We start from the raw sequence: 21,070 nt of genomic DNA on the forward strand, positions 1-21,070 counted from the left end.
GTGCACGCCCTACTGCTCACCCACGGCACCCGCGGCGACGTCCAGCCGTTCCTGGCCCTGGCACTGGCCCTGGAGGCCGCCGGTCACACGGCGACGGTCGCCGGACCGGAGTCCTACGCGCCGCTGGCCGCCGCGCACGGCGTGGCCTACCGCCCGGTCGACGACGGACCCAACGCCCTCATGGAGGACCCCGGCCTGTCCGGAGTGCGCGAGACCGGCCTGCGGGGCCTGCGCGGCGCCGTCCACACCGTCTCCCTGCTGCGCGCGATCACCCCGCTCATGCGCCGGGTGTACACCGACATGGCCGCGACCGCCGACTCCGGCGCCGACATCGTCGTGCACATCCCCGGCATGCCGGGCGGGCACATCGCCGAACGCCTGGGCGTGCCCGCCGTGCCGGTGGGGCTACAGCCCTCCTGGGTGCCCACCGGCGCCTTCCCCGCCCCCGGTGTGCCCTGGCCCGGCTGGGTCCCCGCCCGGTTCCACCGGCTGAGCTACCGGCTGGCCGGGGCGGCCCTGCGCGGCCAGCGCAAGATCGCCGAGGACCTGCGCCGCGACCTGGGGCTCGCGCCGCGCCCCGGCGCCCACGACCCGCTGCGGAGACCGGACGGGACGCCCGCCACCATGGTCCACGCCTTCAGCGGGCACCTGGTGCCCGCCGACGCGGGCTACCCCTCATGGGTGCGCACCACCGGGTTCTGGTTCGTGCCCCAGGACGCGGAGGGCGGCCTGCCCGACCGCGTGGAGGAGTTCCTGGCCGCGGGGGAGCCGCCGGTGTTCGTCGGCTTCAGCAGCCTGCCCACCGCCGACCCCGCGGCCACCGGCCGCCTGGTCGCCGCGGCGGTCCGGCGGGCGGGGGCCCGCGCGATCGTCGCCTCCGGCGGCGGGGGAGCCGTGGCGGTGGACGGCGGGGACGTGCTGGCCGTCGACCGGGTCCCCCACCTCGCCCTCTTCCCGCGCTGCGCCGCAGTGGTCCACCACGCCGGCGCCGGGACCACCGGCGCCGCCCTGGCCTCCGGGCGCCCCCAGGTCGTGTGCCCCTTCTGGGGCGACCAGCCGTTCTGGGCGGGACGCGTCCACGCCGCCGGGGCCGCGCCCGCCCCGCTGAACGGCCGCCGCCTCACCGAGGACGCCCTGGCCGCCGCACTGGACACGGCCCTCACGGACGCGGGGACCGCCGCCGGCGCCGCCGCCCTGGGCGAACGGGTCCGCGCCGAGGGCGGGGCCGCCGGGGCGGTCCGCCTACTGGAGGAGGCCCTGAAGCCCTAAGTTCTGCTGTCGGCGCGGCCTTCCGCGCCGGGGGGCGGGGCGGCGCCCGCCGCGTCCGGGGCGGCCGCGCGCAGCACCAGCCGCATGGTCAGGCCGCCCCCGGGGGTGGAGTCGGGGACGAGCGAGCCGCCCATCGCCTCGGCGAACCCCTGGGAGAGCGCCAGGCCCAGCCCCAGGCCGGTCCCCGTGTCGGTGTCCCCCAGGCGCTGGAAGGGCACGAACATCCGCTCGCGGTCCTCCTCCGGGATCCCCGGACCGTGGTCGATCACCAGCACCTCCACGGTGTCCCCCACCCACGACGCCGACACGGCGGGCGGCGCCCCGGCGGGGCTGAACCGCAGCGCGTTGCCGACCACGTTGGCCAGGACCCGGTCCAGCAGGCCCGGATCGGCCCGCACGTCGGGCAGCTCCTCCGGCACGTCCACCCGGACCGCGGCCGCCTCCCCGCCGAACTGCTCCAGCGCCGCGAACACCGATTCGCGCAGGGGCAGCGACTCCAGCCCCACGCCCAGCACCCCCGCCTGGAGGCGGCTCATGTCCAGCAGGTCGGTCACCAGCCGGGTGAGCTGGTCCAGGGACTCGTCGGCCATCGCGAGCAGGCCCTCCCGGTCCTCCTCGCTGAAGCTCACCTCCCGGCTGCGCAGGCTGGTGACGGACGCCTTGGCGGAGGCGAGCGGCGCGCGCAGGTCGTGGCTGACCGCCGACAGCAGGGCCGTGCGCATCCGGTCCGCCTCGGCCAGGGGCTTGACCGTGGCGGCCTCCCGGGCCAGCCGCTCCTGGCGCAGGGCGACCGCCGCCTGCGCGGCGAACGCCTCGATGACCCGGCGGTCCCCCGCCTCGGGCTCGCGGCCGCGCACGACCAGGGTGAGCCGTTCATCCACCGGGACGTCGATGTCCCCCTGGGCCGGCGCCCGGCACGACTCCTCGCCCTCGCGCACCGCGGAGGCGACCACCGACCAGTCCCGGGGGTCGCGCCGGTGCTCCGGCCCGCCGACCGCTCCGGCGCGCCGCTCCAGCAGCGAGACCGACGTGAACGAGAAGGTCTCCAGCAGCCGCTCCATGAGCGCCTCCAGCGGGCGCGAGCCGCGCAGCACGTTCCCGGCCACGGTGGCCAGGAGCTGCGCCTCGGCCCCGGCCCGGGCGGCCTCCCGGGTGCGCCGGGCCGCCTGGTCCACCACCAGGCTCACCGACACGGCCACGACCACGAACCCCGCCAGGGCCAGCAGGCTCTGCGGATGGGCCACCGTCAGGGTGAAGTAGGGCTCGGTGTACAGGAGGTTGAGCAGGGCCGAGCCGCACACCGACGCCAGCAGCGCGGGCCACAGGCCGCCCACCAGGGCCACCACGGTGACCGTCGCGAAGACCAGGACGACCCCGCTGGCGAGGTTCGCCTCGTCCGTGGAGAACCCCAGGCCGAAGCCCACCGACAGCAGGGCCATGAACGCCAGGGCGCAGGCGGCCAGGCGCCTGCGGCGCGACACCGGGCTCACCGCCCGGGCGCGGGTCCGCAGCCCCACCTGCTCGTGCGTGACCAGGTGGACGTCGATCGCCCCGGACAGGGCCGTGGTGGTGGCCCCGATCCCGGGGGAGAACATGCGGGCGATCCGCCCCCGCCGGCTGGCCCCCAGGACGAGCTGGGTGGCGTTGACCCCGCGGGCGAACGCGATCAGGGCGCGGGGCACGTCCTCGCCCAGGACCTGGTGGTAGGTGCCGCCCAGGCTCTCCACCAGCAGGCGCTGGCGGGCCAGCAGGGCGGGGTCGGCCCCGGTGAGGCCGTCGCTGCGGGCCACGTGCACCGCCAGCAGGTCGGCGCCCTTGCCGCGCTGGGCGATCCGGGCGGCCCTGCGGACGAGCGTCTCGCCCTCGGGGCCGCCGGTGAGGGCGACCACGACCCGCTCCCGGGCCTCCCAGGTGTCGGTGACCCCGTGCTCGGACCGGTACTGCTCCAGTTCGGCGTCCACCCGCCCGGCCAGCCACAGCAGGGCCAGCTCGCGCAGCGCCGACAGGTTGCCCGCCCGGAAGTAGTTGCTCAGGGAGGCGTCGATCTTCTCCGGGGCGTAGACGTTGCCGTGCGCCAGGCGGCGGCGCAGGGCCTCGGGGGTCATGTCGACCAGCTCGATCTGGTCGGCGCCGCGCACCCAGGCGTCCGGGACGGTCTCGCGCTGGCGGACGCCGGTGATCTGCTCGACCACGTCGTTGAGCGACTCCAGGTGCTGGATGTTGAGGGTGGACAGCACCGTGATGCCCGCCTCCAGCAGGACCTCGATGTCCTCCCAGCGCTTGGCGCTGCCGCTGCCCGGGACGTTGGTGTGGGCGAGCTCGTCGACCAGGACGACCTGGGGGCGGCGCCGGAGCACGGCCTCCAGGTCCATCTCCTCGAAGGAGGACCCGCGGTAGGCGACCCGCCGCCGGGGCACGGTCTCCAGGTCGTCGACCATGGCCTCGGTCAGGACCCGGCCGTGGCACTCCACGAACCCGATGACCACGTCCGCGCCGCGGTCGCGGCGCCGGTGCGCCTCGTCCAGCATCCGGTAGGTCTTGCCCACCCCGGGGGCAGCGCCCAGGTACACCCGCAGCTCACCACGTGTCACCACATCGCCTCCTCCGGGTTCATTCTCACCGGTCAAAGGGCGTTCTGATGTCGTATGGCGCTAATTGTCCGCTAAATCCGCCGGTCCAGGCGCTAAGGGAGCGCTATCCCGATGGCCCCGCCCCCGGCTCCGGCCCCACAGTCGTTCGGGCGGGTGCCGCATCGGCGGAGCCCGCCGGCGGGACCGCCCGGCCCCGCCGCGACCACGACAAGGAAAAGGACATGGCGGACACACTGCTCGTCCTGGCGACCATCGGCTTCTTCGGCCTGTGCGTCGCCTACGTCCGCGGCTGCGAACGCGTCATCGGGGACGACCCGGCGCTCGGGGACCCCGGGGACGGCACCGGCGCCCCGGCTTCCGAAGCGGAAACGGCGGTACCCCGATGACCTGGGAAGAGATCACCGCGCTGGCGATCGCGATCCCCCTGGCCGCCTACCTGACGGCCGCCCTGCTGTTCCCGGAGAAACTCTGATGACCGTCACCGGATGGGCCCAGTTCCTCGCGCTCATCGCGCTCCTGGGCCTCACCGCCCCCGTGCTCGGCCGCTACATCGCCGCCGTCTACGGCTACACCGACGGGGACAAGGCCCCCGGCGACCGCCTGTTCCTGCCGGCCGAGCGCCTGGTCTACCGGCTCTGCCGGGTGGACCCCGAACGCGAGCAGCACTGGACGCGCTACGCGTTCTCCCTGCTCGCCTTCAGCCTCATGTCCTTCCTGTTCCTGTACGCGCTGCTGCGCGCCCAGAGCGTGCTGCCCCTCAACCCCGACGGCCTGCCCGGCCTCGACCCCCACGTCGCCTTCAACGCCGCGGTCAGCTTCATGACCAACACGAACTGGCAGGCGTACGCGGGCGAGACCACGATGAGCCACCTCTCCCAGATGAGCGGGCTCACCGTCCAGAACTTCGTCTCGGCGAGCGCGGGCATGGCCGTGATGGCGGCGTTCATCCGCGGCATCGCCCGCCGGGGCGCCACCACGCTGGGCAACTTCTGGGTGGACCTCACCCGCGGCGTGGTGCGCGTCCTGCTCCCCCTGTCGTTCCTGGTCGCCCTGGTCCTGGTGACCCAGGGCGTCGTCCAGAACCTCAACGGGCAGACCGTCGTCACCACCGTCGAGGGGGCCGCCCAGGCGGTCCCCGGCGGCCCGGCCGCCAGCCAGGTGGCGATCAAGCAGCTCGGCACCAACGGCGGCGGGTTCTTCGACACCAACTCCGCCCACCCCTTCGAGAACCCCACCGCGCTGAGCAACCTCGTCCAGACCTGGGCGATCCTCATCATTCCCTTCTCCATGGCCTTCGCCTTCGGGCACCTGTGCGGCGACCGCCGCCAGGGCCGCGCGGTCTTCGGGATCATGTTCGCGGTGTGGGCGTTCATGTCCGTCGCCGTCATGCTCCTGGAGAGCGCGGGCAACCCGCTGCTGGGCGGCATGGGCGTGGACCAGTCCGCCGGGTACCTGGAGGGCAAGGAGACCCGCTTCGGCGCCGCCGCCTCCGGACTGTGGGCCGCGGCCACCACGGGCACCTCCAACGGCTCGGTCAACGCCATGCACGACAGCTTCACCCCGCTCGGCGGCGGCCTGTCGATGCTGCACATGATGTTCGGCGAGCTCAGCCCCGGCGGCGCGGGCGTCGGCCTCAACGGCCTGCTGGTCATGGTGATCCTGACGGTGTTCATCGCCGGGCTCATGATCGGCCGCACCCCCGAGTACCTGGGCAAGAAGGTCACCGCGCCCGAGATCAAGCTCGTGATGCTCTACCTCCTGGCGATGCCGGTGGTCCTGCTCGGCTTCGCCGCCGCCTCGGCCGTCAACGACGCCGCGCTGGCCTCGCTGAACAACACCGGGCCGCACGGGCTGTCGGAGATCCTCTACGGCTACGCCTCCACCGCCAACAACAACGGGTCGGCCTTCGCCGGGCTCAACGCCGCCACCTGGTGGTACACGACCACGATGGGGGTCGCGATGCTGGTCGGCCGCTTCCTGCTCATCCTCCCGGTCCTGGCCATCGCCGGGTCCCTGGCCCGCAAGCGGCCGGTGCCCGCCACCGTCTCCACCCTGCCCACCCACACCCCGATGTTCGGCGGGCTGGTCGTCGCGGTCGTCGTCATCGTCGCCGGACTGACCTTCCTGCCCGCCCTGACCCTCGGCCCCGTCGCCGAGTACTTCTCCCTGTGAGCCGCACCATGCACGACGACACGTCCGAACCCGCGCCCCGGGACGTCATCACCGCGCCCGAACGCGAACCCGTCTTCATCCACCCGCCGGACGAGGAGGCGTTCCCCGAGCCGAAGGGGAGCCTGGTCAGCGGGCCCATTCTGCGCCAGGCGCTGATCGGCTCGGTCCGCAAGCTCGACCCGCGCGTCCAGTTCCGCAACCCCGTCATGTTCGTGGTGCTGGTCGGCAGCGCGCTGGCCACCGTCCTGTTCACGGCCTCCCTCGTCCAGGGCGACACCGCGCGGGCCGGCTTCGGGGCCCTGCTCACCGTCTTCCTCTGGGCGACCCTGCTGTTCGCCGACTTCGCCGAGGCGCTGGCCGAGGGCCGGGGCAAGGCCCAGGCCGCGGCTCTGCGCGCCACCCGCAGGGACACCGAGGCCCGGGTGCGCACCCCCGGCGGGGAGCTCGTGACCGTCGCGGGCACCGATCTCAAGGTCGGCGACGAGTGCGTGGTCGCCGCCGGGCAGGTCATCCCCGGCGACGGCGACGTCGTCGAGGGCATCGCCACCGTCGACGAGTCCGCCATCACCGGCGAGTCCGCGCCCGTCATCCGCGAGTCCGGCGGCGACCGCTCGGCGGTCACCGGCGGGACCACGGTGCTGTCCGACGAGATCGTCGTGCGCATCACCACCCCGCCGGGCGAGACCTTCCTGGACCGGATGATCGCGCTGGTCGAGGGGGCCGAACGCAAGAAGACCCCCAACGAGATCGCCCTGAACATCCTCCTGGGCGGGCTGACGATCGTGTTCCTGGTGGCCGTGGTCACCCTCCAGCCCCTGGCGGTCTACTCGCAGGCGCGCCAGGACACCATCGTCCTCATCGCCCTGCTGGTGTGCCTCATCCCCACCACCATCGGCGCCCTGCTGTCCGCGATCGGCATCGCGGGCATGGACCGGCTGGTGCGCCGCAACGTCATGGCCACCTCCGGGCGGGCGGTGGAGGCCTCCGGCGACGTCACCACCCTGCTCCTGGACAAGACCGGCACCATCACCCACGGCAACCGGCAGGCGTCCGGGTTCCTGACCCTGCCGGGCGTCTCCGACGGGGAGCTCGCCGAGGCCGCCCACCGCTCCAGCCTGTCCGACGGCACCCCCGAGGGGCGCTCCATCGTGGACTTCGCCATGGCCGGGCGCCCGTACCTGAACGGACGCACCGCCGACCGGGGCGTGATGGTGCCCTTCACCGCCGAGAGCCGGATGAGCGGCCTGGACGACGGCGCCCACCTCATCCGCAAGGGGGCCGTGGACGCCGTCGCCCGCTGGGTGCGCGAGAACGGCGGAGAGGCCCCCGACCGGCTGTTCTCGCTGGCGGAGAAGATCTCCGACCAGGGCGGCACTCCGCTGGCCGTCGCCGAGGTGCCCGAGGGGGGCGGCCCCGCCCGCGCCCTGGGGCTGGTCCACCTCAAGGACACCGTCAAGCCCGGCATGCGCGAACGCTTCGAGCAGCTGCGCACCATGGGCATCCGCACCGTCATGGTCACCGGCGACAACCCCAGGACCGCCGCGGTGATCGCGAAGGAGGCCGGCGTCGACGACTTCCTCGCCCAGGCCGCCCCCGAGGACAAGCTCGCCCTGATCCGCCGCGAGCAGGCGGGCGGCGCCCTGGTCGCCATGACCGGCGACGGCACCAACGACGCGCCCGCCCTGGCCCAGGCCGACGTGGGCGTGGCCATGAACACCGGGACGCAGGCGGCCCGCGAGGCCGGGAACATGGTCGACCTGGACTCCGACCCGACCAAGCTCATCGAGATCGTCCACATCGGCAAGCAGCTGCTCATCACCCGCGGCGCGCTGACCACGTTCTCCATCGCCAACGACGTCGCGAAGTACTTCGCGATCCTGCCCGCGATGTTCGCCGCCTCCCTGCCGGGGCTGGACCGGATGAACATCATGGGCCTGGCCTCGGCCGAGTCGGCGATCCTGTCGGCGGTGGTCTTCAACGCCCTGGTCATCGTGGCCCTGGTCCCGCTGGCCCTGCGCGGCGTCGCCTTCCGGGCCCGGTCGGCCTCGGCCATGCTGCGCCGCAACCTCCTCGTCTACGGCGTGGGCGGCCTGATCGCCCCGTTCGTCGGCATCAAGCTCATCGACATGCTCATCAGCGCGCTGGGAGTGCTCTGACATGCTGCGCCAGCTCATCGCCGGGTTCACCATGATGGCGATCGCCACCGTCGTCCTCGGCCTCGCCTACCCCCTGGCCGTCACCGGGATCGCCCAGGCGGCCTTCCCGCACCGGGCGGACGGGTCCTTCGTCGAACACGACGGCCGGACCGTCGGGTCGGAGTGGATCTCCCAGGAGTTCACCGGGCCGGAGTACTTCCACCCGCGCCCCTCGGCCGTCGGCCACGACCCCCGGGACAGCGGCGGGGCCAATCTCGGCCCCACCGACGCCGGACTGCTGGACGAGGTGGCCGCCCGCACCGAGGCCTACCGCGACCTCAACGGCCTGGAGCCGGACGCCGGGGTCCCGGTGGACGCGGTGACCGCCTCCGCCTCCGGCCTGGACCCGCACATCTCCGTGGAGAACGCCCGGCTGCAGGCCGACCGGGTCGCCCGGGCCCGCGGCCTGGACGCCGCGCGGGTCGAGGCCCTCATCGGGGAGCACACCACGCGGCGGACCCTGGGCGTGCTGGGGGAGCCGGGCGTCAACGTCCTGGAGCTCAACCTCGCCCTGGACCGGGCCCCGGCCTGACACCCGGCGGCCGCCTGGGACGCAAGGGGGCCGCCCTTCCCTACCATCGGTGCGGTGGGACGCCGTTCCCACCGCACCGGACACACGAGAACGGACCGACCATGAGCGACGGGAACGAGGCGCCTCCCACGGTGCTCGTCGTCGACGACGACCCCCGCCTGCGCAAGACCCTGGAGCTGAACCTGCGGGCCCGCGGCTACACGCCCTACCTCTCCGACAGCGGCGAGCACGCGCTCAAGCTCATCGCGCACCACCACCCCGGGCTGGTCCTGCTCGACCTGGGCCTGCCCGGGATGAGCGGGCTGGACGTCCTGCGCGGGCTGCGCGGCTGGACGCAGGTCCCGGTCGTGGTGCTGTCCGGGCGCGACACCGAGCAGATGAAGGTGCAGGCCCTGGACCTGGGCGCCGACGACTACGTGGTCAAGCCGTTCGGCATGGACGAGCTGTTCGCCCGGGTGCGGGCCGCCATGCGCCGCACCGCGGCGTCGGCCGAGCCGGAGGCGTCGGTGGTCACCGACCACTTCACCGTGGACCTGGCCGCCAAGCAGGTCACCCGGGGCGGGGAGCAGGTCCGCCTGACCCCCCGGCAGTGGCACATCGTCGAGGTCCTGGTGCGCAACCGCGGCCGCCTGGTGACCCACCGCGAGCTGCTGCACGAGGTGTGGGGGCCCGAGTACGAACGGGAGACCAACTACCTGCGCGTGTTCATGACCAAGATCCGCCAGCGCCTGGAGCCCGACCCCCCGCGCCCGCGCTACTTCCTCACCGACCCGGGGCTGGGCTACCGGTTCCTGGCCGGCGGGGAGGAGGGGGAGCGGTGAGAAGCCCGCGCGCGTATCCGAGCCGCCCGTTCCCGCAGGTCGGGGGTCTCCGGTTCGGACCCGGGTTCTGGAAGCGGCCCCCGCTGGTGACGGTGGCGGCCTTCGGCGCGCTCATCCTGACCGGCACCCTGCTCCTGTCCCTGCCCGCCGCCGACCACGGCCAGGCGACCCCCTTCATGACGGCGCTCTTCACGGCGACCTCGGCGGCCAGTGTGACCGGCCTGGCGGTCGTCGACACCTCCGGGCACTGGTCCGGCTTCGGCGAGACCGTGATCCTCGTGCTGATCCAGGTGGGCGGGTTCGGGATCATGGCCCTGGCCACCGTGCTGTCGCTGCTGGTGAGCCGGCGCATGGGCCTGCGCATGGCCGTCACCACCGGGGCCGAGACCAAGTCGGTGTCCCTGGGGGAGGTGCGGCAGCTGGTGCTGGGGGTGCTGTGGGTCACCCTGGTCTTCGAGGCGCTGCTGGCGTCCGCGCTCACGCTGCGCTGGTGGACCGCCTACGACCTGACCTTCACGGCGGCGCTGCACACCGGTGTGTTCCACGCGGTCTCGTCGTTCAACAACGCCGGGTTCTCGCTGTACTCCGACAACCTGATGGGCTACGCCACCGACCCGTGGATCACGCTGCCGGTCGCGTTCGGCGTGATCGCCGGGGGGCTGGGCTTCCCGGTGTGGGTGGAGCTGTGGCGGTTCTCCCGGAAGCACAAGGAGAAGCGCCACTGGACGCTGCACGCCAAGTTCACGCTGGGGATGACGGCGGCCCTGCTGGCCGTCGGCTTCGTCGCGTTCCTGGCGCTGGAGTGGACCAACCCGGCGACCATGGGGCCCCTGGACACGGGGGACAAGGTCCTCACCGCCTTCTTCCAGGCGGTGATGCCGCGCACGGCCGGGTTCAACAGCCTGGACTTCGGCGCGATGCAGACGCAGACGCTGCTGGTCACCGACATGCTGATGTTCGTCGGGGGCGGGAGCGCGGGCACCGCGGGCGGCATCAAGGTGACCACGTTCGCCGTGCTGATCCTGGTCGCCTACGCGAACGTGCGCGGCGAGCCGACGGTCCACGCGGGCGGGCGGCGGCTGTCCGCGGGCACCGCCTCCCAGGCGACCACGGTCGCCATGCTGGCGCTGGGGCTGGTGCTGGCGGGAACCCTGGTCCTGATGATCGTGACCCCCTTCACCCTGGACCAGATCCTCTTCGAGACCACGTCGGCCTTCGCGACGGTGGGGCTGTCCACCGGCATCACCGCCGACGTGCCCCCCGTGGGGCAGGCGGTGCTGATCTTCCTCATGTTCGTCGGCCGCATCGGCCCCATCACCCTGGCGTCGGCGCTGGCGCTGCGCCGGCACAGCCGGCTGTACGAGCTGCCGGAGGAGCGCCCGATCGTCGGCTGACCCCGCTCGCGCGGCGGCCCGGGGCGGATCCGTCCGCCCCGGGCCGCCGACCGCGTAGGGGCTACATGGTGATGCCGATGGCCCAGGAGAACAGGGCGTACATCGAGCCCAGGATGACGACCAGGGCGATGAGGTTCAGCCACAGGCCGCCCTTGATCATCTGGCCGATGCGGACGTGCCCCGTGCCGAACACGATCGCGTTGGGCGGGGTGGCCACCGGGAGCATGAACGCCATGGTGGCGGCCAGGGCCACGGGGACCACGAGGGTGAGGACGTCCATGTCCATGCCCATCGCCACGCCCCCCAGGATCGGCAGGAACGTCGCGGCGGTCGCGGTGTTGCTGGTGAGCTCGGTCAGGAACAGCACCAGAGCGGTCACCACCAGGATCAGCACCCACAGGGGGATCCCGGCCAGGACCGAGACCTGGCTTCCGATCCAGGCGCTCAGGCCGCTGGCGGTGAACTGCGCGGAGATGGCCAGGCCGCCGCCGAACAGCAGCAGCACGCCCCAGGGGAGCTGCACCGCGGTCGCCCAGTCGAGCAGGCGGGTGCCCTGCCGGTCGATCGGGACCAGGAAGAGGACGACGGCGACCGTCATCGCGATCCCGGCGTCGGAGATGCCGGCCAGCCACGGCAGGGCGCCGCCGACGCTCTCGCTGCGGGCCAGGATCGGGATGAAGATCCAGGACAGGGCGGCCAGCGCGAACACCAGGGAGACGCCCTTCTCGCCGCGGGACATGGGCCCCATCGCGGCGAGCTCGGAGCCGATCAGCTCCTGGGCGCCCTCGACCCTCTTGGCCTGGGGCGGGAACACCTTGATCAGCACGAACCAGGAGATCAGGAGGAAGACCGCGGCCAGCGGCACCCCGGCGAGCATCCACTGGCCGAAGCCGATGGTGATGTCGTGGGTGTCGGAGAGGTAGCCGACCATGAGCACGTTGGGCGGGGTGCCGATGATGGTGGCCACCGAGCCGATGGACGACGCGTAGGCGATGCCGAGCATGAGGGCGGTCGCGAAGTTGGCGTCGGTGCGCCCGTTGCGGAACTGGGTGAGGACGGTGACGACGGACAGGCCCACGGGCAGCATCATTACGGCGGTGGCGGTGTTGCTCACCCACATGGTGATGAACCCGGTGGCGATCATGAAGCCGCCGATCAGCCCCGCGCTGTTGGAGCCCACCTTGGAGACGATGGTCAGCGCGATCCGCTTGTGCAGGTTCCACTTCTGCATGGCCAGGGCCAGCATGAAGCCGCCCATGAACAGGAAGATGGTGTCGGAGCCGTAGGAGGAGGACACGCTCGCGATGGGCGTGCCGTCCAGCATCACGGGGAACAGCACCAGCGGCAGCAGCGAGGTGACCGGGATCGGGATGGCCTCGGTCGCCCACCAGATGGCGATGAACGCGGTGATCGCGGCGACGGTGCGGCCGTTGGCCGAGATGACGGCCTCGTCCTCGCCCTCGGCGAGCGGCAGCGGCATGTCCGGCATGAGCAGGTAGACGATCAGGCCGACGAGGGGGCCCGCGATGAGACCGATGACGCGGGAGCGGGTGAAGCGGCCCTCGGCGGACTCCTCCGGGGGCGACGCGGTGCGGTCGTCCGGTTTCTGCTCGTTGGGGGAGGTCATGTGTTCCTTCGCTGTGCGGGGTGTGCGGAGTGTGCGGGTGCGGGTCGGGGCAGGACCGGCGGCGTCCGTTCGTTACCGGCAGGTCACCGGCGGATTTCCCGCCCTTTCCGAAGGAGGGTGAGCACGTTCGGGACGATGTGTCCACTTCTCGCCGAAGAATTGAGGTTCTCCTGACATTAGGTGACGTTCCGCCCGGAGCCCCGGACCCAGGGTGACGTGGGTCACGGACCGGAACAGGTCGCCGCGGTCAGCGCCAGGATCAGCCGGTTCACCGGCACGTCGATGCCGTGGCGCTCGGCGGCGCGCACCACCGCCCCCGTCAGGGCGTCGTACTCCAGAGGCCGCCCGGCGATCCGGTCCTGGAGCATCGACGTGGTGGCACCCTCCGGCGCGTTCTCCAGCCAGGCCAGGACCTCCCGGGCGTGCGCGGCGGACAGCGCGGCGCCCTCGGCGCGGGCGACCCGGAGGGCCTCGTCCATGATGCGGCGGGCGACGGCGCCGACCCCCGGGTCCCGGAGCACGTCCGCCCGGCGGCCGGTCAGGGCGGTGAGCGGGTTGGCGGTGATGTTGGCCAGCAGCTTGGCCCAGGCCGCCGTCACGAAGTCCGCCTCCAGGCCGACGCGCATGCGTCCCGCCGTCAGCTCCGCCGCCAGCGCCCGGGCCGGGGCCTCGTCGGGCAGCACCAGGTCCCGGCGGCCGACGCGGCGCAGGGTCGCCCGGCCCGGCCCCGTGCGCTCCACGTTCAGGTAGACCACGGCGGGCACCACGTACGCGCCGCCGGTGTGGGGGGCGACGCGTTCGCGCTGTTCCACCCCGTTCTGGGCCACCAGCACCGTCGTCCCGGGGGCGGAGACGGCCCTGAGCCACGCGGCGGCCGCCTCGGTCTGGTGCGCCTTGACCGCCAGGACCGCGGTGTCGTACCCGGCGATGTCGCCGGGGGAGTCCGCCTGCGCCACCGGCCAGGACTCGGTGGACCCGTCCTCGGTCACCTCGATCCGCCCGAACCGGCGGCTCGCGCCGCACACCGTCACCGGGCGGCCCGCCCGCGCCAGCGCCGACGCCACCGACGTCCCGATCGCGCCGGCGCCGATGACGGCGACCGGTCGCCCCTGCCCGCGCGCGGCCATCCCCACCCCCTGACGGCGCGGGGCCGCCCCGCGGGGGGGCGTCCCCTTTTCGGCCCCGTGCGGGCACCCTAACCGGGCGTGTCCGCGCGGGGCCGCTCCGCGTGCCAGGGGCGGGCATGGAGGGGGCAAACACTCGCCCACCCGGCCCCGTCAGGGCGCCGGGCGACGGGGTGCGGACGGGCGGCGGTACCGGCGCGCCCGCCGCGCGCGCCGGCGTCCGCTTTTTGTTCGAATTCCGTCCGGCGAGGCTTATTCGCGTGTCCCGGGCGGACCGAAACCGCGTTCTTCGCCTTTTCTGTTGCGGGCGCCCCCGGGTTCGGAGAGTATTGGCGCGGTGATCCTCCGTGTCATTGGTGCGCGAGGTGATCTTTTCCGTGAATCGCGTATGAAACGAGAAAGGATGGTGGAATGAGGGTTCTGTCCACCGTGCTCGCCCTTGCCCTGACGAGCGCGCTGGTGGGGGCGGCCCCCGCCCACGCGGCCACCGGCGAGGTCGTCGTCTTCACGACCGAGTTCGAGGACCTCGTGCGCTACCCGGACCCCGCGTCCGGGAGCTGCACCGTACTCCCGCCGACCGCCCACGTGCTGGTCAACCTCACCGACGCGGAGGTGAGCATGCACGCCGGGCGCGGCTGCTTCGGCCCCGGGGTGCCGGTGGCCCCGAACCGCGGCTGGCACGCCCCGCCCAGCGGGCTGTTCAGTTTCTCGGTCGCCTGATTTCCCCGGAGAAAACGGTCATTTCCTCTCCGATTTCTCTCGCCGTGTCATGATGCCCTTTATCAGAACATCCTCTCAGGTTGTGGAACCCCGTTCCCCAGGGTTTGGGGCCTGAGAACCCGTTCCATTCCTTGACGCTTTTCCCGGAATCGGTCCAGTCTGTGCTTCCGTTCGATCGGTTCCGCGCACCCTCGGGGGCCGCGGAACGACGGGGACCGCGAACGGAAAGGTGTCCTCCCTTCATGCTGCACACCCTCATCGTCGGCCTGGGGAGATCGGGACGGGGGCTGCACGCGCCGTCGCTCGCCAAAGCGCGGGCGGCGGCGCGCGGCCTCTTCGCCCCGGGACCGGTGATGGGCCACGACCCCCTCCAGCCGGGGGCCGAGGGGGTGACGGCGGTGCCCTCCCTGGAGGAGGCCGCGCGCCGCCTGCCGCCCCGGAGCACCGTGGTCCACCTCTGCACCCCGCCGCACCTGCGGGCCGAACCGCTGGAACGGCTCGCCCGCCTGGGATACCGCATGGTCGTCGTCGAGAAGCCGCTGGCCCTGGACCTGGCGGAACTGGCCGCGATCGCCCGGCTGCGCCGCCGCTGGGGCCTGCGCCTCACCGTCGCCACCCCGTGGACGGCCAGCGCGCTGAGCGCCCGCCTGCTCGCGGTCCACCGCTCCGGGGTGTTCGGGCGGCTGCGGACCCTCACGGTGCTCCAGCACAAGCCCCGCTTCACCCGGACCCTGGAGTCCTCCGGGCACCCCACCGCCTTCGACGTCGAGGTCCCGCACGCCCTCGCCGTCGCGGTCGCGCTCGCCGGCGACGCCGAGGTGGCCGGGGCCGAACTCGACGACATGGCCTTCGACGGGATCCGCCTGCCCGGCCTGGGGGCCGCCCGGATGGACCTGGTGCACCACACCGGGGTGCTCACCCGTATCGAGTCGGACCTGACCTCGCCCTTGCGGGAGCGCCGGATCGTGCTGGAGTTCGACGAGGCCGTCCTCACCGGCCACTACCCCTGCAGCGACGCCGACCACACCGCGCAGCTCACCGTGGCGGCCCACGGCCGGGCGCCCACCCGGTCGGTGTTCACCGACGACGCCCTGACCGCCTTCTGGCACCGCTGCTACGCCCGCTTCGCACAGCCCGCCCGCGACCTGGGCGACCTGCCCGTGCACGTGGAGGCCGTCCGGCTGCTCGCCGAGGCCAAGGACCTGTGCTCGGCCCGCGCCGCCGAACAGGAGGTGGAGAGTGCCGTCGGAGCCTGAGACCCCCCGCCTCGCGGGCCTGGGCGACGAGGCCGCGCCCGGCCTGGACGGCCAGCTGGCCGCCCTGGACGCGCTCGGCTGGGACCTGTTGGAGGTGCGCACCCTGGACGGGGTGCCGATCGCCGCCGTGCCCGAACGGGACGTGGCACGGGCCGCCGAGCGGATCCGCGGCGCCGGGTCCGGGGTGGTCGCCGTCGCCGCCAAGATCGGCGACTGGTCCCGCCCCGCCACCGGCGACTTCGCCCTCGACCTGGCCGAACTCGACGCGCTGGCCCGCCGCTGCGCCCTCCTGGGCACACGCACCGTGCGGATCATGTCCTATCCCTCCGGCGGGCTGACCGAATCCGAGTGGGGCCGGGTCGCCCGCGCCCGCGTGCGCGAACTCGCGTCGCGGGCCCGGGACGCCGGCCTGCTGCTGGTCCACGAGAACTGCGCGGGCTGGGCGGGCGAGGACGCCGAACGCGCCCTGGACCTGCTCGCCCACGCCGACAGCCCCGCGCTGCGCCTGCTGTTCGACACCGGCAACGGGGTCGCCCACGGCTACGACGCCCCCGCCATGCTGCGCGCACTGGCCCCCCACGTGGCCCACGTCCACATCAAGGACGCGGTCCGCACCCCCGGCGGCGACACCGCCTACGTCCCGCCCGGCGAGGGCGAGGCCGGGGTGCGGGAGTGCCTGGGGATCCTGGCCGACCACGGGTACCGCGGCGCCCTGTCCATCGAGCCCCACCTGCACCTGCGCCCCCACCTGCTCGCCGACGGCGCCGACCCCGGCCGGGGCGACCCGGCCGCGTTCGTGGAGTACGGGCGGCGGCTGGAGGACCTCGTGCGCCGGTCCTGGAACACGGAGGGAGCCCGGTGACCCTCACCGAGGACGACATCGCCCTGCTGCTGCGGCTGCTGGAGACGCCCACCGCCGGGCCTCTGGAGGTCGGCCGCGACGGCCCGCGCCCCCGGCTGCACCAGGCCCAGCGTGACTACGCCCGGGCCGCCGCGCCCACGGGCTTCCGCACCGTGCACCACGCCCCGGCCGACCCCGCGGACCTGGACCGGCCCGGGGTGCCCGCCGCGGTGCGCGAGGCCGCCGCCGACCCCGGGTTCCTCCGGTGCCAGCCCAGCCTGGTGCTGCGCCTGGGACCCGACACCGTGCCCCGCGAGCGCACCGTCATGTTCAACGTGCACCTGGACACCGTCGCGGGCGGGCCGCCGGCCTCCCGCGACGGCGGCCTCGTCCGGGGCCGGGGCGCCGTCGACGCCAAGGGCCCGGCGGTGGCGCTGCTGGCCGGGGTGCGCGCCGCCCGCGAGCGCTCGCCCCGGCTGGGCCGCGACACGGCCGTGCTGATCCAGGCCGTCGCGGGCGAGGAGGGCGGCGCCATGGGGGTGCTGGGCACCCGGCCGCTGGTCGACCGCGGCCACACCGGCCGCCTCAACGTGTTCTGCGAGCCCACCTCCGGCCGGTTCCTCACCCGCTCCACCGCGTCCATGACCGCCCGGGTGTCGGTGCGCGGCGAGGACGCGATCGACGACCGCCCCCACACCGGGCACAACGCCTCGGTCCTGCTGGGGTTCCTCGCCCACCGGATGGGCCGGTCCCTGGACGGGCACGCCCGCACCGGGGCCGTGTGCGTGGCGGGCCTGCACACCGGCACCCTGCACAACCGGGTGTACGGCAGCGGCGACCTGCTGTTCAACCTCTCCTACGCCGACGCCGGGGCGGGCCGGACCCTGGAGCGGGAGGTGGCCGGCGCGTTCGACACCGCGCTGGAGGAGTTCACCGCCTCCTTCGCCGACACCGCCCTGTTCGCCCGCACCGCCGCCGACGCCCGCGGCCTCACCCGCCTGGACTGGCCCAAACGGGGCCTGCCCGTCCTGGACGACCGCGACGCCTGGGGCCACGACCTGCTGCTCCGGGCCGGGGTCCCGCGGTGGCCGGCGGACGAGCCGGCCTTCACCTGCGACGCCATCTGGATGGCCGGGGTCCCCGACGCCTGCACGGTCGTGCTGGGCCCGGGCGACCTGGCCGCCGACGGGGCGCACGGCGACGACGAGCGCGTGCGCCTGTCCGACCTCGACGGGTTCGCCGACACGGTGGCCCGCCTGCTGACCGCCTTCACCGACGCAACGGACGGAGACCAGTGACCACCCTTTCCCCCGAACCGCCGGGGTCCGCCCCGGAGCGGACCGCGGTCCTGACCGACCACGACTCACTGCTGGCCTTCCTCACCGGGGTCTTCGCCCACCGGGGGCTGCCCCCGCACCGGGCGGCCGCCTCGGCGCGCGCCCTGTGCCACGGCGACCTGACCGGGATGGACTCCCACGGCACCGCCAACCTCACCCGCCTCTACCTGCCCCTGCTCGACGAGGGACGGGCCGACCCCCGCGCCGAACCCCGGATCGTCACCGACCTGGGGGCCGCGGTGCTGGTCGACGCCCGCCGCGCCCTCGGGCTGTGGGCCGCCACCGAGGCCATGGACCTGGCCGCGGACCGCGCGGAGGCCGGCGGGATCGGCATGGTGGCCGTCCGCGGCGCCACCCACCTGGGCTGCGCCGGGTACCACGCGCTGCGCGCGGCCGAACGCGGCATGGTCGGCCTGGTCGCCAGCAACTGCGGCGGACAGCGCATCGCCCGGCCGCCGGGCGGCGCCGCGGCCCTGCTGGGCACCAACCCGCTCAGCGCCGCCGCCCCCGCCGGCGACCACCCGCCCTTCCTGCTGGACATGAGCACCACCGCCGCGCCCACCGGGCGCATCCGCCAGGCCGCCCGGGAGGGGCGGCCGGTGCCCGAGGGGCTGCTGTGCGACGACCGCGGCGGCCCGGTCACCGACCCGGCCGAGTTCGACGCGGGGCGCGCGCACCTGATGTGGCTCGGCGGAGAGCCGGGCCGGTACAAGGGCTTCGGCCTGGGGCTGCTGGTCGAGGTGCTGTCCGCCCTGGTCTCCGGCTCCGGGCGCGGCCCCGCCCCGCAGGCCCTGGCCGGCGACGGGAGCCCCGCCGGGCGCGACGACGACATCGGGTACCTGATGCTGGCCGTGGCCCCCGACGCGCTGCGCGGGGGCGTGCGCGAGGACGCCGAGGAGCTGTTCGGGACGGTGCTGGGCTGCCCGCCCGTCGATCCCGCGGACCCGGTGCGCTACCCCGGCTGGCACGAGTACCACCGGGCCCGGCGGTGCAGGGAGCACGGTGTGCCGCTGGCCGCCGGGCTGTACCGCGAACTGGCCGACGTGGCGGAGCGGACCGGCCTGGCCGCCCCCGCGATCCTGGAGGAGGGGCGATGAGGGCGCTGCGCGTGGCGGTGGTGGGCCTGGGGGTGATCTCCCGGTTCCACCTGAAGGCACTGGCGGACTCCCCGGACTGGGACCTGGTCGCGGTCTGCGACCTGGCCCCGGCCCGGATCGCGGCCCCGCCGCCCGGAGCGGCCGGGTACACCGACCACGTCCGGATGCTGGAGCGCGAACGGCCCGACGCGGTCGTGGTCACCGCGCCCAACGACGCGCACGCGCGGATCTGCGCGGACGCGATCGCCGCCGGAGCGGCGGTGTGCGCGGAGAAGCCCCTGGCACTGGACGTGGCTGAGGGGGAGATGCTGGCAGCCCTGGCCCGGGAGCGCGGGACGGTGCTGTTCACGGCCTTCCACCGCCGGTACAACTCCGAGTTCGCGGCGCTGCGGGAGCGGATCGCCGGGCACGCCGTGGAGGAGGTGACCGTGCGCTACCTGGAGCGGATCGAGGAGCACGCGGGGGACGACACCTGGTACCTGGACCCGGCCCGGTGCGGCGGCGGATGCGTGGCCGACAACGGGCCCAACGCCTTCGACCTGGTGGAGACCCTGCTGGGCCGGGCCGAGGTGACCGCGGCCCGGGTGGAGCACGACGGGGCGGGCGTGGACCGCCGGGCGGACATCGCCCTGGCGGCCGGGGCCGCGCGGGCCCGGGTGCTGCTGGACTGGTCCCATCCGGGGGAGCGCAAGGACGTGGAGGTGCGCACCGCGGACGGGCGGGTGCTGACGGCCGACCTGCTGGCCGGGCGCCCCGCCTTCAAGGAGTCGCTGTGGCACGAGTACGAGGGCGTCGCGGCCGACTTCGCCGCCCGGATCCGCGCCGGACGGGCCGGCGACGGGGCCGGGGTGTCCGCGCTGCGCCTGGTCGCCGAGGCCTACCGCGCGGCGGCCCGGGAAGAGGGGGTGGTCCGGTGAACCCGCACGAGGACGGGGCCAAACGGGAGGTGGCCGCGGCCCTGGTCAAGGTGCTGGTGCACCGCAGGACCGACCGGGGCATGCGGCTGGAGCCGTTCGCGAGCCGCTGTGTGCGCGCGGGCGAGGTCCACGAGCTGGTCGCCACCGACCACACCGGGACCGCCGAGGGGACGCGGATCGACCGCGTGGGCTTCCTCGGCTTCGCCGAGATCACCGCGGCCGGCGTCGTGGACCGGGGCGACGAGGTGTGGATCGGCCCGCGCCGGGTGGGCGTGGTCCTGGGCTTCGACGCCTGCCACACGCCCAACCACTACAACGTGCTGATCCACGCCGACCCGGTGCCCACCGGCCGGGACCTGGAGCTGCTCCCGGAGGAGCGCGTGGTCTTCCGGCAGGGGAGCGCGGAGGCGGTGGCCGACCTCTTCCCGGGATCATTTGCAGAAAATACCGAAGAATGTCCGATATAAAGTTTCCGCAGTTTTGACGATCTCTCGCCCGAGGGTTTTTCTGGGGGTCGGGTCGGGGTAATATGTAAAAGGGATCGGGCTCCTGGTGGAAAGCCCGCGGTATTCCCCCTTCGGAAATACCCTTTCCTTTTCATTTTCTTTTCTCAAGGAGAATTCATGAGCGTCGCCGTCAAGGCCAGCAGCCGCCTCGAAGAGCGCTTCAACCTCTGGGACCACAACGGCAACGGCGTGATCGAGCGCTCGGACTTCGAGCAGGAGATCCAGAACATCCTCGACCGCTTCGGCGCCGACGCCTCGGGTCCGGGCGCGGCCGGCCTGCGGGCCGCCTACCTCGGCCTGTTCGACCGGCTGGCGCGGTCCGCCGGCACCGAGCAGCTCGACAAGGAGGCCTTCCTCCAGGCCGCCCAGAGCGAGATCGTCAGCCGCGGCAACGCCGGCTTCGCCGAGGTCCTCCAGCCCACCATCCAGGCCATCATGGGCATCGCCGACACCGACGGCGACGGCGAGATCAGCCCGGTGGAGCTGGAGCGGTGGTTCGAGGCCATCGGCCTGTCCGCCGACCAGGCCCGGGAGGCGTTCCAGCAGATCGACACCGACGGCGACGGCACCCTCAGCGTCGGCGAGCTGGTCGCCGCCGTGCGCGACTACCACCTCGGCAAGAACGACATCCCGCTCCTGGGCGTCTGACCCGCCTTCGGGAACCGAACCCC

At 73.9% G+C, this 21,070-nt stretch carries 19 protein-coding genes; 16 read left to right on the top strand and 3 right to left on the bottom strand.

Annotation, left to right across the window (positions count from 1 at the left end):
- Positions 1–1,269 carry a glycosyltransferase gene (locus ABZ249_RS08370; protein ID WP_355259080.1) on the top strand — a complete coding sequence of 423 codons (1,269 nt, stop codon included), beginning with the start codon at positions 1–3 and terminating at the stop codon, positions 1,267–1,269.
- Here the strand turns inward: ABZ249_RS08370 and ABZ249_RS08375 are convergent.
- The gene (locus ABZ249_RS08375) at positions 1,266–3,860 is read right to left on the bottom strand and encodes an ATP-binding protein (RefSeq protein ID WP_355259083.1); all 2,595 of its coding nucleotides are present in this window, start codon (positions 3,858–3,860) and stop codon (positions 1,266–1,268) included. The two genes, ABZ249_RS08370 and ABZ249_RS08375, sit on opposite strands and share 4 nt — an antisense overlap.
- Positions 3,861–4,081: 221 nt before the next feature.
- Between ABZ249_RS08375 and ABZ249_RS08380 the strand changes: the two genes are divergently transcribed.
- From ABZ249_RS08380 to ABZ249_RS08410, 7 genes are all read left to right on the top strand, one after another.
- Positions 4,082–4,246 carry a hypothetical protein gene (locus tag ABZ249_RS08380; protein WP_355259086.1) on the top strand — a complete coding sequence of 55 codons (165 nt, stop codon included), beginning with the start codon at positions 4,082–4,084 and terminating at the stop codon, positions 4,244–4,246.
- Complete coding sequence (locus ABZ249_RS08385; RefSeq protein ID WP_355259089.1) at positions 4,243–4,332, top strand: potassium-transporting ATPase subunit F; 90 nt, start codon at positions 4,243–4,245, stop codon at positions 4,330–4,332. The genes ABZ249_RS08380 and ABZ249_RS08385 overlap by 4 nt, the downstream gene beginning before the upstream one ends.
- Entirely contained in the window at positions 4,332–6,032 is a 1,701-nt protein-coding gene (gene kdpA / locus ABZ249_RS08390; RefSeq protein ID WP_355259092.1) for a potassium-transporting ATPase subunit KdpA, read from the top strand. The genes ABZ249_RS08385 and kdpA overlap by 1 nt, the downstream gene beginning before the upstream one ends.
- 8 nt (positions 6,033–6,040) lie before the next feature.
- Positions 6,041–8,188, top strand: a complete 2,148-nt coding sequence (gene kdpB / locus ABZ249_RS08395; RefSeq protein WP_355259095.1) for a potassium-transporting ATPase subunit KdpB — start codon at positions 6,041–6,043, stop codon at positions 8,186–8,188.
- A gap of 1 nt (position 8,189) precedes the next feature.
- Positions 8,190–8,759, top strand: a complete 570-nt coding sequence (gene kdpC / locus ABZ249_RS08400; protein ID WP_355259098.1) for a K(+)-transporting ATPase subunit C — start codon at positions 8,190–8,192, stop codon at positions 8,757–8,759.
- A 101-nt stretch (positions 8,760–8,860) separates the two neighbouring features.
- The gene (locus ABZ249_RS08405) at positions 8,861–9,580 is read left to right on the top strand and encodes a response regulator (RefSeq protein ID WP_220561697.1); all 720 of its coding nucleotides are present in this window, start codon (positions 8,861–8,863) and stop codon (positions 9,578–9,580) included.
- An 83-nt stretch (positions 9,581–9,663) separates the two neighbouring features.
- Positions 9,664–10,974 carry a potassium transporter TrkG gene (locus ABZ249_RS08410; protein ID WP_355259585.1) on the top strand — a complete coding sequence of 437 codons (1,311 nt, stop codon included), beginning with the start codon at positions 9,664–9,666 and terminating at the stop codon, positions 10,972–10,974.
- 61 nt (positions 10,975–11,035) lie between these two features.
- Here the strand turns inward: ABZ249_RS08410 and ABZ249_RS08415 are convergent, their stop codons facing one another.
- Both ABZ249_RS08415 and ABZ249_RS08420 read right to left on the bottom strand, forming a co-directional pair.
- Positions 11,036–12,601: a DASS family sodium-coupled anion symporter gene (locus tag ABZ249_RS08415; RefSeq protein ID WP_355259101.1), complete on the bottom strand. Its 1,566-nt coding sequence runs from the start codon at positions 12,599–12,601 to the stop codon at positions 11,036–11,038.
- A gap of 221 nt (positions 12,602–12,822) precedes the next feature.
- On the bottom strand, positions 12,823–13,728 hold the full coding sequence (locus tag ABZ249_RS08420) for a 2-dehydropantoate 2-reductase (protein WP_355259104.1): 906 nt from the start codon (positions 13,726–13,728) through the stop codon (positions 12,823–12,825).
- Positions 13,729–14,136: 408 nt separating this feature from the next.
- On the opposite strand from ABZ249_RS08420, the gene ABZ249_RS08425 reads away from it, so the two are divergent.
- The 8 genes from ABZ249_RS08425 (at position 14,137) to ABZ249_RS08460 (ending at position 21,047) form a co-directional block, all read left to right on the top strand.
- Entirely contained in the window at positions 14,137–14,445 is a 309-nt protein-coding gene (locus tag ABZ249_RS08425; protein ID WP_355259106.1) for a hypothetical protein, read from the top strand.
- A 242-nt stretch (positions 14,446–14,687) separates the two neighbouring features.
- Positions 14,688–15,701, top strand: a complete 1,014-nt coding sequence (locus ABZ249_RS08430) for a Gfo/Idh/MocA family oxidoreductase (protein WP_355259109.1) — start codon at positions 14,688–14,690, stop codon at positions 15,699–15,701.
- Positions 15,685–16,563, top strand: coding sequence for a sugar phosphate isomerase/epimerase family protein (locus ABZ249_RS08435; RefSeq protein ID WP_355259112.1), 879 nt, complete (start codon positions 15,685–15,687; stop codon positions 16,561–16,563). Before ABZ249_RS08430 ends, ABZ249_RS08435 begins: the two co-directional genes overlap by 17 nt.
- Entirely contained in the window at positions 16,560–17,840 is a 1,281-nt protein-coding gene (locus tag ABZ249_RS08440) for a M20/M25/M40 family metallo-hydrolase (protein WP_355259115.1), read from the top strand. The genes ABZ249_RS08435 and ABZ249_RS08440 overlap by 4 nt, the downstream gene beginning before the upstream one ends.
- Positions 17,837–18,976, top strand: a complete 1,140-nt coding sequence (locus tag ABZ249_RS08445) for an Ldh family oxidoreductase (RefSeq protein ID WP_220561690.1) — start codon at positions 17,837–17,839, stop codon at positions 18,974–18,976. Before ABZ249_RS08440 ends, ABZ249_RS08445 begins: the two co-directional genes overlap by 4 nt.
- The gene (locus ABZ249_RS08450) at positions 18,973–19,893 is read left to right on the top strand and encodes a Gfo/Idh/MocA family oxidoreductase (RefSeq protein WP_220561689.1); all 921 of its coding nucleotides are present in this window, start codon (positions 18,973–18,975) and stop codon (positions 19,891–19,893) included. The genes ABZ249_RS08445 and ABZ249_RS08450 overlap by 4 nt, the downstream gene beginning before the upstream one ends.
- On the top strand, positions 19,890–20,360 hold the full coding sequence (locus ABZ249_RS08455) for a hypothetical protein (RefSeq protein WP_220561688.1): 471 nt from the start codon (positions 19,890–19,892) through the stop codon (positions 20,358–20,360). Before ABZ249_RS08450 ends, ABZ249_RS08455 begins: the two co-directional genes overlap by 4 nt.
- A 156-nt stretch (positions 20,361–20,516) precedes the next feature.
- Positions 20,517–21,047, top strand: coding sequence for an EF-hand domain-containing protein (locus ABZ249_RS08460; RefSeq protein ID WP_220561687.1), 531 nt, complete (start codon positions 20,517–20,519; stop codon positions 21,045–21,047).
- Positions 21,048–21,070 lie beyond the last annotated feature (23 nt).

This window comes from Nocardiopsis sp. NPDC006139 (assembly GCF_040614155.1).
GTDB classification, from domain to species: domain Bacteria; phylum Actinomycetota; class Actinomycetes; order Streptosporangiales; family Streptosporangiaceae; genus Nocardiopsis; species Nocardiopsis changdeensis.

Bases quoted from the DNA above. Each gene is read 5' to 3' on its own strand.
- ABZ249_RS08425 (WP_355259106.1), top strand. From the start codon at position 14,137: ATGAGGGTTCTGTCCACCGTGCTCGCCCTTGCCCTGACGAGCGCGCTG.
- ABZ249_RS08385 (WP_355259089.1), top strand. From the start codon at position 4,243: ATGACCTGGGAAGAGATCACCGCGCTGGCGATCGCGATCCCCCTGGCC.
- ABZ249_RS08420 (WP_355259104.1), bottom strand. From the start codon at position 13,728: ATGGCCGCGCGCGGGCAGGGGCGACCGGTCGCCGTCATCGGCGCCGGC.
- ABZ249_RS08460 (WP_220561687.1), top strand. From the start codon at position 20,517: ATGAGCGTCGCCGTCAAGGCCAGCAGCCGCCTCGAAGAGCGCTTCAAC.
- ABZ249_RS08430 (WP_355259109.1), top strand. From the start codon at position 14,688: ATGCTGCACACCCTCATCGTCGGCCTGGGGAGATCGGGACGGGGGCTG.
- ABZ249_RS08450 (WP_220561689.1), top strand. From the start codon at position 18,973: ATGAGGGCGCTGCGCGTGGCGGTGGTGGGCCTGGGGGTGATCTCCCGG.
- ABZ249_RS08380 (WP_355259086.1), top strand. From the start codon at position 4,082: ATGGCGGACACACTGCTCGTCCTGGCGACCATCGGCTTCTTCGGCCTG.
- kdpA (WP_355259092.1), top strand. From the start codon at position 4,332: ATGACCGTCACCGGATGGGCCCAGTTCCTCGCGCTCATCGCGCTCCTG.
- ABZ249_RS08415 (WP_355259101.1), bottom strand. From the start codon at position 12,601: ATGACCTCCCCCAACGAGCAGAAACCGGACGACCGCACCGCGTCGCCC.
- kdpC (WP_355259098.1), top strand. From the start codon at position 8,190: ATGCTGCGCCAGCTCATCGCCGGGTTCACCATGATGGCGATCGCCACC.
- ABZ249_RS08405 (WP_220561697.1), top strand. From the start codon at position 8,861: ATGAGCGACGGGAACGAGGCGCCTCCCACGGTGCTCGTCGTCGACGAC.
- kdpB (WP_355259095.1), top strand. From the start codon at position 6,041: ATGCACGACGACACGTCCGAACCCGCGCCCCGGGACGTCATCACCGCG.